The organism is endosymbiont of Lamellibrachia barhami (genome assembly GCF_011947365.2).
Lineage (GTDB): Bacteria > Pseudomonadota > Gammaproteobacteria > Chromatiales > Chromatiaceae > QGON01.
Map to the genome: position 1 here is coordinate 1 of NZ_JAAVSH020000001.1, position 14,273 is coordinate 14,273.

The 14,273-nt window shown below is 52.3% G+C and carries 9 protein-coding genes; all 9 read left to right on the forward strand.

Annotated elements, in window-relative coordinates; all coding sequences use genetic code 11:
* Positions 1–443, forward strand: a 443-nt coding sequence (locus G9Q73_RS00005; RefSeq protein ID WP_177417916.1) for a DUF1788 domain-containing protein, incomplete at its 5' end; no start/stop codon positions are given.
* A gap of 14 nt (positions 444–457) precedes the next feature.
* Complete coding sequence (gene brxC, locus G9Q73_RS00010; protein WP_177417917.1) at positions 458–4,024, forward strand: BREX system P-loop protein BrxC; 3,567 nt, start codon at positions 458–460, stop codon at positions 4,022–4,024.
* Between the two features lie 108 nt (positions 4,025–4,132).
* Positions 4,133–4,366: an antitoxin gene (locus G9Q73_RS00015; RefSeq protein ID WP_177417918.1), complete on the forward strand. Its 234-nt coding sequence runs from the start codon at positions 4,133–4,135 to the stop codon at positions 4,364–4,366.
* Positions 4,366–4,767, forward strand: coding sequence for a type II toxin-antitoxin system tRNA(fMet)-specific endonuclease VapC (vapC, locus tag G9Q73_RS00020; protein WP_177417919.1), 402 nt, complete (start codon positions 4,366–4,368; stop codon positions 4,765–4,767). Before G9Q73_RS00015 ends, vapC begins: the two co-directional genes overlap by 1 nt.
* A 39-nt stretch (positions 4,768–4,806) precedes the next feature.
* Positions 4,807–8,373: a BREX-1 system adenine-specific DNA-methyltransferase PglX gene (gene pglX, locus G9Q73_RS00025; RefSeq protein WP_177417920.1), complete on the forward strand. Its 3,567-nt coding sequence runs from the start codon at positions 4,807–4,809 to the stop codon at positions 8,371–8,373.
* A gap of 29 nt (positions 8,374–8,402) precedes the next feature.
* Positions 8,403–9,557: an AAA family ATPase gene (locus G9Q73_RS00030; protein WP_177417921.1), complete on the forward strand. Its 1,155-nt coding sequence runs from the start codon at positions 8,403–8,405 to the stop codon at positions 9,555–9,557.
* 8 nt (positions 9,558–9,565) lie between these two features.
* Complete coding sequence (locus tag G9Q73_RS00035) at positions 9,566–10,291, forward strand: hypothetical protein (protein WP_177417922.1); 726 nt, start codon at positions 9,566–9,568, stop codon at positions 10,289–10,291.
* A 70-nt stretch (positions 10,292–10,361) separates the two neighbouring features.
* Positions 10,362–12,962: a BREX-1 system phosphatase PglZ type A gene (gene pglZ / locus G9Q73_RS00040; protein ID WP_177417923.1), complete on the forward strand. Its 2,601-nt coding sequence runs from the start codon at positions 10,362–10,364 to the stop codon at positions 12,960–12,962.
* Positions 12,952–14,273, forward strand: a 1,322-nt coding sequence (gene brxL / locus G9Q73_RS00045; RefSeq protein WP_177417924.1) for a protease Lon-related BREX system protein BrxL, incomplete at its 3' end; no start/stop codon positions are given. The genes pglZ and brxL, both read left to right, overlap by 11 nt.

Consider the following 14,273-nt stretch of genomic DNA (forward strand, 5'->3'; position numbering starts at 1 on the left):
AGGTACGCCAGCATGTGGAGTTCCTTTGCGATCAAATTCCCAAAAAACGTAGCGATCTCCGCTTCAGCCATATCAACCTCTTTGATCTGGTCATCGGCTATCTGAAGAAGCGCAAGATTTACGACCGTGCCCTGATGATGCAGCGAACCAAGGGTGACAACGCAATCTTCAATGCCCTGAAAGCACCCTTGGACCCAACCCGCTTAGCCGACGAGTTTATCAGCACCGCCAAACCCAACGAAAACGACCTGATAATGGTCACCGGGGTGGGTAGCGCCTACCCGTTGCTACGCACACACAACCTGTTGAATAACCTGCATGCACTCACAGGCCATACACCATTGGTACTCTTCTATCCCGGCATTTACGACGGACAAAGTCTCAGACTGTTCGGCCTGCTCAAGGACAAACCCTACTACCGGGCCTTTCGACTGGTTGATTAAGGAAGAAAATAACAATGCACATCAAAGAGTTGTTCATAAAAGCCATCGACCGCCCCATCAATGGCGTCATCAAGGCCGACCAGTCTGACGATGAATCTGTCTGGCAGGAGCTGGATGAATATGTGGTTACCAAAGAGTTGGATATTCACCTCCGCAAATTCATCGGCTCTTATCTTGACTCCCTCGACAACCACAACGATCCCAGCATCAGCGGCAAGGTGGGTGTCTGGGTCTCCGGCTTTTTTGGCTCCGGTAAGTCGCACTTCATCAAGATTCTCTCCTATCTGTTAGAGAACCGGGAAGTCGAAAACAGAGACCAGCGTAAGCAGGCTATCGACTTCTTTGATGGCAAGATCCAGGACGCCATGCTCGCAGGCGATATCAAACGCGCCACAAACTCCGACTGCGATGTCATTCTGTTCAATATCGACAGCAAGGCCGACAGCGCTGATGAACACGCTATTCTGCGTGTCTTCCTCAAGGTACTGAACGAAAAGCTCGGCTATAGCGGCGACCACCCCCATATCGCCCACATGGAACGTTACCTGGATAGCCAGGGCAAACTGGAGGCGTTCAAGACAAGCTTCCATGAAGCAGCAGGTGTGGACTGGGAAAACGAGCGTGACGCCTACCACTTCAGACAAGACGAAGTCGTAAAAGCTCTCTCTTCCACACTCGGCCAAAGTAAATCCGCTGCTGAGAAATGGTTCGACAAATCTGAACAGGACTTCCACCTCTCCGTGGAAAACCTGGCCAAGTGGGTCAAGGAGTACCTGGACAATCGCGGCCCAAACCATCGCCTGGTCTTCCTTGTAGACGAGGTGGGACAGTTTATCGGCCAGAACACCCGGCTGATGCTCAACCTCCAAACCATCGTGGAGAACCTGGGTACCGCCTGTCAGGGTCGCGCCTGGGTCGTCGTCACCTCACAGGAAGACATCGATGCCGTCATCGGTGAAGTACGCGCCTCCAAGGCAAACGACTTCTCCAAGATCCAGGGGCGATTCAAAACCCGCCTCACTCTCTCAAGCGCCAATGTGGATGAGGTCATCCAGAAGCGGTTGTTGGGAAAAACCGATGATGCACAGGCCCAACTGATCAACCTCTATAAAGATAAGGCCGACATCCTCAAAAACCAGCTCAGCTTCTCCAACACCGGCATGAGCTTCAAGGCCTATGCGGACGGCACCGATTTCCTCAACGTCTACCCATTTGCCCCCTATCAGTTCCAGCTGGTGCAGAAGATCTTTGAAGCCATCCGCAAACATGGTGTAACCGGCCTGCACCTCGCCCGAGGCGAGCGTTCCATGCTCGATGCCTTCCAGTCTGCTGCTGTACAGGTCTCAAATGAAGAGCTGGGTGTTTTGGTTCCCCTACACCGCTTCTATCCCTCCATCGAGAGTTTCCTGGAGGGCATAGTCAAATCCACCATCGAACAGGCAACCAGCAACAGCAAACTGGAACCCTTCGATATCCTGGTACTGAAAACCCTCTTTCTCATCCGTTACGTGGAAGAGATCCAGGGCAACGTCGATAACCTGGTCACCCTATTCATCGACCGCATCGATGCTGACCGCCTCGGTCTCAAGCAGCAGATCGAAGCTGGCCTGCAGCGATTGGAAGGTCAGACTCTCATCAACCGCAACGGCGACAACTTCTTCTTCCTCACCAATGAGGAACGCGACATCAGCCGTGAGATAAAAGACGTGGATCTCAACGGCCCGGAAGAGGCCAAGTTCCTCGGCGAACTGGTCTTTGATGAGGTATTGGGTGGCCTGAGAAAACACCGCTTCCCCGACAACAACAAAGATTTTGAGCTCAACCGCAGCTGCGATGCCCATCCCCATGGCAACCGTCATGAAGGCGGCCTTACCGTCTCCGTCCTGACCCCCATGGCGGATGAGTATACTGAGTGCAACGAGGCCCAGTGCATCCTCAAGAGCAGCACGGAAAACGGTCAGGTCATCATCAAACTGGATGACGACAAAACCCTGGGCCGCGAACTGCGCACCTACCTGCAAACCGATAAGTACGTCGCCCGCAAGAAAGACGGCACCGCCAGCACCACCACAATAAAGATCCTCAATGAACGCCTGGAGGAGAACCGTGAGCGGCGGCAACGCCTGGTCAGCCTGCTGGAACGCCTGTTGAAAGAAGGCAGTTTCTACGCCGCCGGACAGTCAGTTCAGCCAAAATCCAGTTCAGGCAAAGCCGCCCTGGATGAGGCTGTCAGCTATCTCGTCCGCAACACCTTCAACAAGCTGGGCTATCTCAAACATCTCTCCAGTAATATCCAGGCCGAGATCAAGGCCGTGCTGTCTGCAACCGACGTCGATGATCTGAGATTCGATCTGGAGGCGAGTCAATCCAACGAACAGGCCCTCAACGAAGTGCTCACCATAGTCACCCTGCTTGCCGCCCATAATCGCCAGATCATCCTGCACGAGTTGGTAGAAGAGCGCTTTGGGCGCATCCCCTTTGGCTGGCCCGACTGGGAGGTCATACTGCTCATTGTCCGCCTGGTCATGAAAGGCGACGTCAGCCTGGCCATGGATGGAGCCATCCTCTCCAGTAACAAGATCTTTGAAGCCCTTTCTACCCCGGCAAAATGGCGGCGTATCACCGTCACCAAGCGCAAGAGCGTGGATACCGGCCTGCTGCAAAAGGCGCGTAAACTGGCCAAGGACGCCTTTGGCAAGATCGCCCCGGATGGTGAAGACCCGCTGGCCCTGTTCCTGAAAGAGAACCTCAACGGCTGGCAGAAAAACCTGGGCAACTACCAGGCGCTGACCGAGACCGGCAACTACCCCGGCAGTAGCGAAATCGCGGATGGACTGGGTATTCTGAACAAACTGCTGGCCGAAAACACCAGTTTTGAACTGATCACTACCACCCTCGAGCGACAAAAAGATCTGCTCAATCTGTCTGAAGAGATCCACGACCTGGATAACTTCTACGCCACCCAGCGCACCACCTGGGACAAACTGCGAACTGCCCAAAGCCGCTTTCAACTCAACCGAAAGTGGCTGGAACGCGATACCCAGACAGCCGCAGCCCTCCAACAAATGGAGACCATTCTTGGCTCAGCCACACCCTATGGCTTGATTAAAGATGCCGAAAGCCTGATTCAGACCGTTGAAGAAGCCAATAGCAAGGTCGTCAGTGAACGCATCGCCCATGCACTGGAGCGTATCGACACCCACGTTGCCAAGGTGAATGACGAACTGAACGCAGTCAAAGCGGCTTCAGACCTGCGCAATGCCGCACTCTATCCACTGCAACAACCCAGAAGCCAGGTAGTGGCACAAGACAGCATTGCCCATATTTTCCAGGCTCAGGAAGAGGCCAGCGACTTGGCGGATGATGCCATCGTCAAGATCGATCAGGCGATAAAAAAGCAGGTCGCCGACACGCCAAACAAACCCAAACCCTATGTCAAAAAAATACGTGTTGTGAAACCCTCCCAGTTGTCCGCAAAATCCTACCTGGAGACCCAGGAAGAGATAGACGCCTTTCTGAAAGACCTTCGCGAAACATTGGAGAAGGCCATCAATGCCGATGAGCGAGTGGAGATTCGTTAGGGAATTGGCGGCTTCGATCACTATCCTCCCCGACTATAATTCCACTTTACGGTTTATTAAGTGCGGTATATACTTTATGGTATATATCTCTACCAGTTGGAGTCCACCATGAGCACACGACTCGCAAAGATCTTTATGAATGGTCGAAGTCAGGCCGTCCGTTTACCAAAGGAATACCGCTTTAATACGGATGAGGTTTTCATTTCCCGACAAGGCGCCAACGTCATAATCTCCGAAAAAGAACCAACCTGGGATGAATTTTTCGATACGAAATCCGCGTTTGATGATGATTTCCTGAAGGTACGTTCCGATGCCCCGCCACAAGAGAGAGATTTTGACTAATGTACATGCTTGACACGGATACTTGCATATACGTGCTAAAAAACCGTTCAGACAGGCTGCGGCATAAATTCAAAGCCATCAAGAATATTTGTATTTCATCAATAACCTACGCTGAGCTTTGCTTCGGAATCGAGAATGGCGATCCTTCAATGAAGAAAATACGCTGGGAACAGCTCGAACTCTTTACCCGAAGATTACTGATTGATCCTTTGGATGAAGATGCCGCCAGACATTATGGTTACATCCGAGCATTATTAAAAAAACAGGGTACACCTATTGGCAACAACGACCTGCTGATTTCCGCTCATGCACGAAGCATGAACGCCGTATTGGTGACCAATAACCTACGTGAGTTTCAACGAGTACCCGATCTATCCGTTGAAAACTGGGTCTCGGATTGACGTCTACCCTGGCACAGCAACCTCTGACGCTGATGGATCATGAACACCAATAAAATCAAAACGTACGCTCCCCAGGCCCGCCGCGATTTCATCAATGCCGTGACACGCCGTGCAGCACGCTTCGGTATCGAAGAAGACAACATCCAACCCATGCAGGAGACAGGCGATCTGGTTTTCATCGGCGGAGAAGCCTTCCCAAAGAGTATTGCTCTACAGCGTAGAAAACTGGAAAAACGCATTCAAAACCAGGGTTATCAGCAGACCATAGAAGCCACTGCCTATACCTGGTTTAACCGTTTTGCCGCTATTCGTTACATGGAGTTGCATGAGTATCTCGACCACACCTATCGGGTACTCAGCCACCCAGCGGGCAACCCACTACCCGAGATCCTCAAACATGCCGAGCATGTGGATCTCCCCGGTCTCGACAAGAACAAGATCATCGAACTCAAGCTGGACGGCACCCAAGACGAAGCACTCTATCGGGAGCTACTCCTGGGCCAGTGTCGCGCCCTGCATCAGGCCATGCCCTTCCTGTTCGAGGCCATCGACGACGAGACCGAACTGCTGTTACCCGACAACCTCACCCAGACCAACTCCCTTATCCGCCAACTGGTAGACGAGATCCCGGAAGAAGATTGGCAAGAAGTCGAGATCATCGGCTGGCTCTATCAGTTCTACATCTCAGAGAAGAAGGATCAGGTCATCGGCAAGGTGGTGAAGTCGGAAGACATTCCGGCCGCGACCCAGCTCTTCACGCCCAACTGGATTGTGAAGTACATGGTGCAGAACTCGCTGGGTGCTCAGTGGCTGGCGACCTATCCCCAGTCGCCCCTCAAAGGGCAGATGGACTACTACATCGAGCCCGCCGAGCAGACCGATGAGGTCAAGGCGCAGCTCGCGGCCATCACACCAAACTCCCTAAATCCCGAGGATCTGACCCTTATAGACCCAGCCTGTGGCTCCGGTCATATCCTGGTGGAAGCCTATGAGCTCTTCAAGGCCATCTACCTGGAGCGCGGTTATCGACAACGAGACGTCCCGCAACTGGTCTTGGAGAAAAACCTCTTCGGCCTCGACATCGACGAACGAGCGGCGCAGCTGACGGGCTTTGCGCTGATGATGAAGGGGCGGGCGGATGACCGGCGGCTGTTTGAGCGGGAGGTGAAGCTCAATGTGATGGCGCTGGCGGGTAGCGCGAGGTTTGATGCTGAGGTGTTGGTAAATGGAGTGGAGCTTTCGGACTACGGGCTGAAGCCGGGGGACCTCACGGAGCTGAAGCGGTTGTTCGAGCATGCGACGACGTTTGGGTCGTTGATTCAGGTGCCGGAGGAGTTGGCGAAGAAGCTGCCGGCGCTGAAGCAGCTGAGCGAGGCGACCAGCCAGGACCTCTTTGTGGCGGAGGCGCTCAAGCGCTTGGGACCGCTGGTGCAGCAGGCCGAGCTGCTGGCGGCGCAGTATGACGCGGTGGTGGCGAATCCGCCTTATATAGGTAGCAAGTATCACATCCCAACCCTAAAGAAATTCCTCAAGGATAACTACAAAGGCTACGAGAAAGATGTCTTCTCGGCCTTCATCAACCGAGACCTTGCATTCAGCAAGCCACACGGTCGACTCGGTTTTATGTCTCCATTCGTTTGGATGTTCCTTTCAAGTCATGAACATCTACGTATTCGTCTTATCGACAGAGAGACCATCACGTCCCTCATACAACTCGAGTATTCGGGATTCGAGGGCGCGACCGTACCGATCTGCACCTACACGCTCCAGAAAGGTCATGTGAGCGGGCAGCAGTCTTGCTATATCCGGCTCTCAAATTTTCGCGGTACAAACAACCAAGCCCCGAAGACAATTGAGGCTATTCGAAATCGCAACTGTGGCTGGTTCTTTGAGGCCTCCCAAGATGAGTTCGGCAAGATCCCCGGGAGTCCAATCGCTTACTGGGTTACGGAACGATTTAGAAATCTATTCGACCAGTCTAGGTCGTTGCGAGAGTACGCAATCGCCAAACAAGGTATGGCAACTGGAGACAATGATCGATTCTTGAGGCGGTGGCACGAGACCGGCTTTGGGACAGTCGGCTTTGGCTACATCGACAAGCGTGAAGCTCAGGGTGGTGATTCGAGATGGTTTCCATTTAACAAAGGCGGTGAGTTTCGACGGTGGTTTGGTAATCACGAGTACGTAATTCGATTTGATATCGGTTCGTATCATCAACTAAAGCAAAGCGGAAACCATTGCCCTTCGGAGAAATACTACTTTCAACCATCGGTCAGTTGGTCTGACGTCACATCATCAGACAGTTCCTTTCGAAGGTATCCAGCCGGTTTCATACATGGGAACGTAGGGCATTCTGCGTTTGGCGGAGATGAAAAATGGCGTGCTGCCCTTCTCGCATATTGCAACAGTAAGTTTGTCTGTGAAGTAATAAAACTTCTTTGCCCAACAATGCACTTTGATGTTGGCTACTTTAATCAGATTCCATACTTAACCGAAGCCTGGGCCAGCGATTTCACTAGGATTTCTGATACTTGCGTTTCTATCTCCACTCTTGACTGGAACGCCTACGAACGCTCCTGGGACTTCCAATCCCTCCCCCTCCTGACGGCCTCCTCCGAGCCCACGCCCACCCTCGAATCCAGCTACACCGCCTGGATCACCCAGAACCGCGACACCATCGCCGAAATGAAGCACCTCGAAGAGGAGAACAACCGCCTTTTCATTGACGCCTACGGCTTGGCGGACGAGCTCACCCCCGATGTCCCATTGTCACAGATCACCCTTACGGTGAACCCCGCCTACCGCTACGGCGGCAAACTCAACGAAGAGGAGCAGTGGACCCGCTTCCGCCAGGACAGCATGCAGGAGCTGATCTCCTACGCCATCGGTTGCATGATGGGCCGCTACAGCCTGGATGCACCGGGCCTCATCTACGCCCACAGCGGCAATGAGGGTTTCTCTCCAAACAAATACACCACCTTCCCCGCTGATGACGACGGCATCATCCCACTCACCGACACCGACTGGTTTACCGACGATGCAGCCAATCGCCTCGTTGATTTCATCTCAGTGGCTTGGGATGCGGCCCACCTCGAAGAGAACCTCAGCTTCTTGGCTGAAAACCTCTCACCCAAGAAGAACGAGGCAAGCCGTGAAACCATCCGTCGCTATCTGTCGGCCAAGTTCTTCAAAGACCACCTGAAGACCTATAAAAAGCGCCCCATCTACTGGCTCTTCTCCAGCGGCAAACAGAAGGCCTTCGAATGCCTGGTCTACCTACACCGCTATAACGAAGGTACCCTCGCCCGTATGCGCATGGAGTACGTCGTGCCCCTGCAATCGCGCCTCACCGGCCGCATCGACCAACTCGATGGAGACATCACAGCAGCCAGCACCACCGCCAACCGCAACAAACTGCAAAAACAGAAAGACAAACTCGTCAAACAACGTGAAGAACTCGCCCGCTTCGATGAAAAACTCCGCCACTACGCCGACCAGCGCATCCCCCTGGATCTGGATGACGGCGTAAAGGTCAACTACGGAAAATTCGGTGACCTGCTGGCTGAGGTAAAGTCCATCACTGGTAAGAAGCCAAATGATTCATAGTGAAGAACTCACATGAGATACTGGACAGCATGATTACAAAATTCAAAATCGATAACTTCAAATCACTGGTTGGATTTGAATGCGACCTCGCCAAGTTCACTTGCCTGATCGGTCTGAATGGCGCTGGCAAGTCGACGATCCTACAGGCCATGGATTTTCTCTCTCAGCTAATGGCAGGTGACCTGTCGCTGTGGTTGGATCAGCGAGGTTGGGAAAAAGCTGACCTGAAATCCAAGTTCACCACCAAGAGCAACATCGATTTTGAGGTGGTTATAGAAGACAAAGAGTGGGGAGAGATCACCTGGAGCGGCAGCATCAACCGCGCCAAACTGAACTGCACCCGCGAAAGCGTGCGCGTGGGCCAGCGGAATCTACTCAACGTAGTCGAGGGGCACTACACCATCGCCCACCTTACCGGGGAAAGCAGCAGAGAAACCACTCACCCCATCGTCTTCGAGTATCAAGGCTCCATCCTCTCTCAGCTCAAGGGAAGCCAGATACCCGCTCCTCTCAGGGCGATACGCCAACAGATGTTGGAAATGAAGTCCCTGGATCTGCTTTCTCCGGCGGCATTACGCAAAAAGTCTCGGGCATCAGGGAAAGACCTGGGGTTGGGGGGCGAGCGGCTATCGGCCTTTATCCATGAGCTTGATTCAGACAACAAGGACAAACTCCTCGACCATCTGCAGCGTCTATACCCATCGCTTTCGCTTGTTTCCACCAGTTCGCTACGCTCAGGCTGGAAGGAACTGAGTGTCATCGAGCAGTATGGCGACAAAAAAATAACCACCGAAGCCCGGCATATAAACGACGGACTGCTGCGCGTAATGGCCATCGCCGCCCAAATCCAGACTGAGCACAACTTTTTGCTGTTCGATGAGATCGAGAACGGCATCAACCCCGAACTGGTTGAAATATTGGTCAATTGGCTGGTAGATGCACCCCAGCAGGTCATGGTCACTACCCACAGCCCGATGATCCTTAACTATCTGGAGGATACAGTCGCGACCCAGGGCGTGCTGCTCGTATACAAAACACCCCAGGGTCACACGCAGGCCATTCCATTCTTCCAGATCCCCGGCATGGCCGAAAAACTTAATGCCATGGGACCGGGTGAGGTGTTTGTAGATACCGATCTGGTCACATTGGTCTCACAAATCAACACAAAACCGGCTAAAGGCTGAGCAACAATATGTGGTTTTTACTCAGCGGTGAAGGACCGACGGATATTGGCACCTGTACTATGCCAGTTGATTACTGTGAGCTCCCAGAATTCCGTGTTGGCCCAATGGCTTGCATAGTCGATAAGTTGGTTCAGAAGCAACATGAATACTCACCTATAGAATACAGAGCTATCCGCTTTATCCCGGAGCAAAATCTGAGTCGAAGCGGTAAAAGTCTTCGCAAAAACAGAGCCCCCTCCTTGCCGGGCCGAAAAAAGCCCAAAGAGACACAATATTTTGAACGCAACGCCCGTGCCCTCGCCGTTGCTGCCAAAGAACTAGCGGAAGATAAAAACGACACAGTGATCGCTGTCCTCTTTCGCGATTCGGACGGCACACGCAGCCAAGGACGGGGGGAATGGGAAGATAAACGTAATTCGATGAAGCGCGGTTTTGAAATAGAGGCTTTTGCTACAGGCGTGCCCATGATTCCCAAACCAAAGTCAGAGGCATGGCTGTTGTGTGCCGTAAAAAACCCTCCTTACCAGCACTGCGCCAATCTGGAAAATGAGTCAGGTAATGACACTGCACCCAACCCGCTCAAGCGACAATTGGATAATGCAACGGGGAAACACTTGGGCCAGGAAGATTGGTTTGAACGAATATACAACGGTGCAGTTGATCTCAATCGAATCGATATGCCCAGTTTTAACGACTTTAAGCAGAATTTTACTGCGGCTATAAATACTCTATGAACCCGTCTATCTCCTCAGTCGGCAATGGTCGGTTAAAGAAGATTCACCACGACATTAAAGCAACATAGTCATGGATACATCCCGAATCAGCGAAAAACTCACCGACATATTCCAGCGCGAGTCTCGCATCGTTTTTTGGTACGACCCGGATGGAGAGTTTGAAGAGTCGCTGAAGGAATTGACACTTCCAGACGTGTCTCTGTTGCGTCTGGATAAAGAACCAGCCCTGGGCATCAAGATGCGCGTGGAGCAAGAAGAGCCCAACAGACATTTTCTACTCTACTCACCAGCAGAAAAGCCAGATTTGGAGTCAGACTGGCTGCTGGACATCTACCTCTACAGCCGTGAGTTCCGGGCTGATCGCGCCTCGATCCTGCTCAGCGAATTGGGCCTGGCCCAACAGTCATTGCGTGCCCACCTGGCCAAACGTGGAAAGTTTTTTGCCAGCAAGGAGCGCATGTCTCGGGTAAAAAAGTTAATTACTGCTGAAGATTTGGCACTCGACATTGACCGCAAAATCATCGCCGTCCTGGTTCGTTGTGATCAGGCCGACATGTTCCAAGTTCTACTCACGATATTCAACGCCATTCCAGAGGGTAACCCTGACCTGCTTCCGCCCTTTTGGGGGGATCTGGGGAAATACGATGTTGAAGAGAGTTTCTGGTTTCTCATCAAACAGGGTTTTGGTTATGAAGAGAGTTCGCCATCTCTCAAGAACCTGCTGATCCGTCTGATGATCACCGATTTTGGTCAGTCCATAGGCGGGGCGCTGCCGGATGAATTGAAACACTTGGTACTCAGCAGAAACAACATAGCCAATGCTGTTGTCTGCCTGGCGCAATGGCGGGACAGCAGCAAGCGAAGCGCTTCGTATGATCGGATTTCCACCCATATCGGCGAGCTGATCAAACTGGATGCCCATCTCGATAGCTATGACATAGACACGTTGTCACTAGTGGAGACCTTTCTTCTCTGTGAGAAGGCCCTGCTACGTCTTCTTCGGGACCGAATCCTCTCGACCCAACATGCCATCAATGTCTCTGATGTCCATGAGATCTCCCGGACTCACCGAGACGGTTACTGGGCCAGGAACTCACTGCCCAGCACTCAGCAAGCACCACGCACAGCACTCAATGCCGTCTATCAGGCACTGGATGAGGCTGCCGAGTTTTTTGTCCTACTGAATGAGTTTTCCAACGGCTTCAGCTTTGGTGATGCTGCTGAGGCAGTTGAGGCCTACGCCAACAAACTATTCCTATTCGATCTTCATTATCGGTGCTTTGGTGAATTAGCCGACTACGCGGAAGCTCAAAATTGGGATCTCCTGAAGAGTCTAAGAGCGGCGATTGAGGATGCCTACCTCAATGGGTACTTGGCAAAACTGGCACACGCATGGAACCAACAACTTGAGGCCGGTTTGCTGGAGGCATGGAAGATTCCCGGCACTCCCAATCAGCACAGTTTCTTTCAGCAGGAAGTACAGCCCGTACTCGAAAAATCGGCTGATCGACGAGTCTTCGTCGTTATCAGCGATGCATTTCGATACGAGGCCGCCCATGAGTTGGCCGGCGAGCTAAATGGTCGCTACCGAATGACGGCTGATTTGGGCATTCAACTCGGCGTACTGCCCTCTTATACTGGGCTTGGGATGGCAGCGCTGCTGCCTCACCAGAAACTCGCCTACAACACCAAAGGTGCAATTGAGGTAGACGGCCTGCCCTGCTCCAGCCTGGAGCAGAGGGGGAAGACCCTTGACTCGGTAAACGGTGTGGCTATCAAGGCAGGCGACTTCATGGCCATGAACAAAACGCAAGGCCGGGAGTTCGTCAAACCCTATCGGGTGGTTTACGTCTACCACAATACCATCGATGCCATCGGTGATAGCCATTCAACCGAGTCTCATACCTTCGATGCAGTACGCAAGGCCATCGGCGAAGTCGGTGACCTGACAGTTAAGATCATCAACAACCTTAATGGTCATCATGTCATTATCACAGCCGATCACGGCTTTCTGTTCCAGGAATCCCCTCTTACCCAAACTGAGAAGAATGCACTGGGTGAAAAACCTACGGGCACCCTACTGGCAAAGAAGCGTTATCTACTTGGCAGGGATCTACCGGAGCATGAAAAGGCTTTCCGTGGTTCTACAAACACCACTGCCACAGCTTCTGGCGACATGGATTTCTGGATTCCCAAGGGACTCAATCGGTTTCACTTTGTGGGTGGATCACGATTCGTTCATGGCGGAGCAATGCCACAAGAGGTCATAGTCCCTGTCATTCGTGTGCGTCACCAACGCGGCAAAAAGGCGCAACGCACAAAAACACGCACGATTGGCATCAGCGTACTGGGCAGCAAATTCAAGATCACCACCAACCACCATCGCTTCAGACTGATCCAAACCGAAGCGGTGAGTGAACGCTTGAAACCCATTACCTTGCGCGTTGGCGTGTTTGATGGCGAACAGCCAGTAACCAATGTCGAAACCATCACATTCGATAGCAGTTCTTCCGACATGAACGAGTGGAAAAAGCCCATTAGACTGACACTGGAGAACCGCCAATTCCACAAGAACAAAACCTACCAGCTGATACTCCGCAATCAGGAAACAGGTGTGGATGAGGCACGTTTTGACGTAACTATAGACTTGGCATTTAGTAATGACTTCTGAATCAATCGACACCAGTGTAGACGATCTGCTGAATCGGCATTTCGCCGGAAAGGTCGTTCGCAAAGACCTGACCAAGCTCGTCAAAGAGGGAGCGAATGTCCCCATCTACGTGCTGGAATACCTGTTGGGCATGTATTGCGCCTCAGATGATGATGAAGTGATTCGGGACGGCATGGAGACGGTAAAGCGCATTCTTGCAGAGAACTATGTACGGCCAGACGAGGCGGAGAAGGTCAAATCCAAAATCAGAGAACGTGGCAGCTACAAGATCATCGACAAGATTACTGTCCGGTTGAATGAAAAACGTGACATCTATGAAGCCCTGCTCTCCAATCTCGGCGTGAAGGATGCCGAAATTTCTGCCAGCTACGTCAAGCAGTTTGAGAAGCTACTGGCTGGCGGTATCTGGTGTATTGTCACCATCAACTACTTTTTTGAGGAGGGCCAGAAAGGCTCACCCTTCTCCATCAGTGACCTAAAACCTATCCAGATGCCTAATATGGATATGGATGAGCTATTCGAGAGTAGAAAAAGCTTCACCGAAACGGAATGGCTGGATGTACTGTTACGCTCTACCGGCATGGAGCCATCCACTCTCGATGAGCGGGTGAAGTGGCACCTGCTGGTTAGAATGATCCCCTTCGTTGAGAACAATTATAACGTCTGTGAACTTGGGCCCCGTGGGACCGGCAAGAGCCACATCTACAAAGAGGTCAGTCCCAATAGCATCCTGATCTCTGGCGGCCAGACGACTGTCGCCAACCTGTTTTACAACATGGCACGAAGAACGGTGGGTCTGGTTGGTCTTTGGGATATTGTCGCCTTTGATGAGGTCGCAGGGATCTCCTTTAAGGACAAGGACGGTGTACAGATCATGAAAGACTATATGGCCTCAGGCTCCTTTGCCAGAGGCCGTGATGCCATTTCAGCATCTGCCAGCATGGTGTTTGTCGGCAATATCAATCAACCTGTCGATACCCTGGTAAAGACCAGCCACCTGTTGGCCCCCTTCCCTGAAGCCATGATCGACTCCGCCTTCTTTGACCGTTTCCATGCCTATATCCCCGGCTGGGAAGTTCCCAAGATGAGACCTGAGTTCTTCACCAATCAGTACGGCCTGATTACTGACTATCTTGCAGAGTTCATGCGAGAGATGCGCAAACGAAGCTTCTCCGACGCCATCGACAGGTTCTTCAAGCTGGGTAATAACCTTAACCAGCGTGACACTATTGCTGTTCGCCGAACAGTGTCAGGTTTGCTCAAGCTCCTTTATCCCCATGGTGAATACGATAAAGAGGCGGTACGCCGATG

Coding starts and splice junctions, on each gene's coding strand:
- brxC (WP_177417917.1), top strand. CDS start 458: ATGCACATCAAAGAGTTGTTCATAAAAGCCATCGACCGCCCCATCAAT.
- G9Q73_RS00015 (WP_177417918.1), top strand. CDS start 4,133: ATGAGCACACGACTCGCAAAGATCTTTATGAATGGTCGAAGTCAGGCC.
- vapC (WP_177417919.1), top strand. CDS start 4,366: ATGTACATGCTTGACACGGATACTTGCATATACGTGCTAAAAAACCGT.
- pglX (WP_177417920.1), top strand. CDS start 4,807: ATGAACACCAATAAAATCAAAACGTACGCTCCCCAGGCCCGCCGCGAT.
- G9Q73_RS00030 (WP_177417921.1), top strand. CDS start 8,403: ATGATTACAAAATTCAAAATCGATAACTTCAAATCACTGGTTGGATTT.
- G9Q73_RS00035 (WP_177417922.1), top strand. CDS start 9,566: ATGTGGTTTTTACTCAGCGGTGAAGGACCGACGGATATTGGCACCTGT.
- pglZ (WP_177417923.1), top strand. CDS start 10,362: ATGGATACATCCCGAATCAGCGAAAAACTCACCGACATATTCCAGCGC.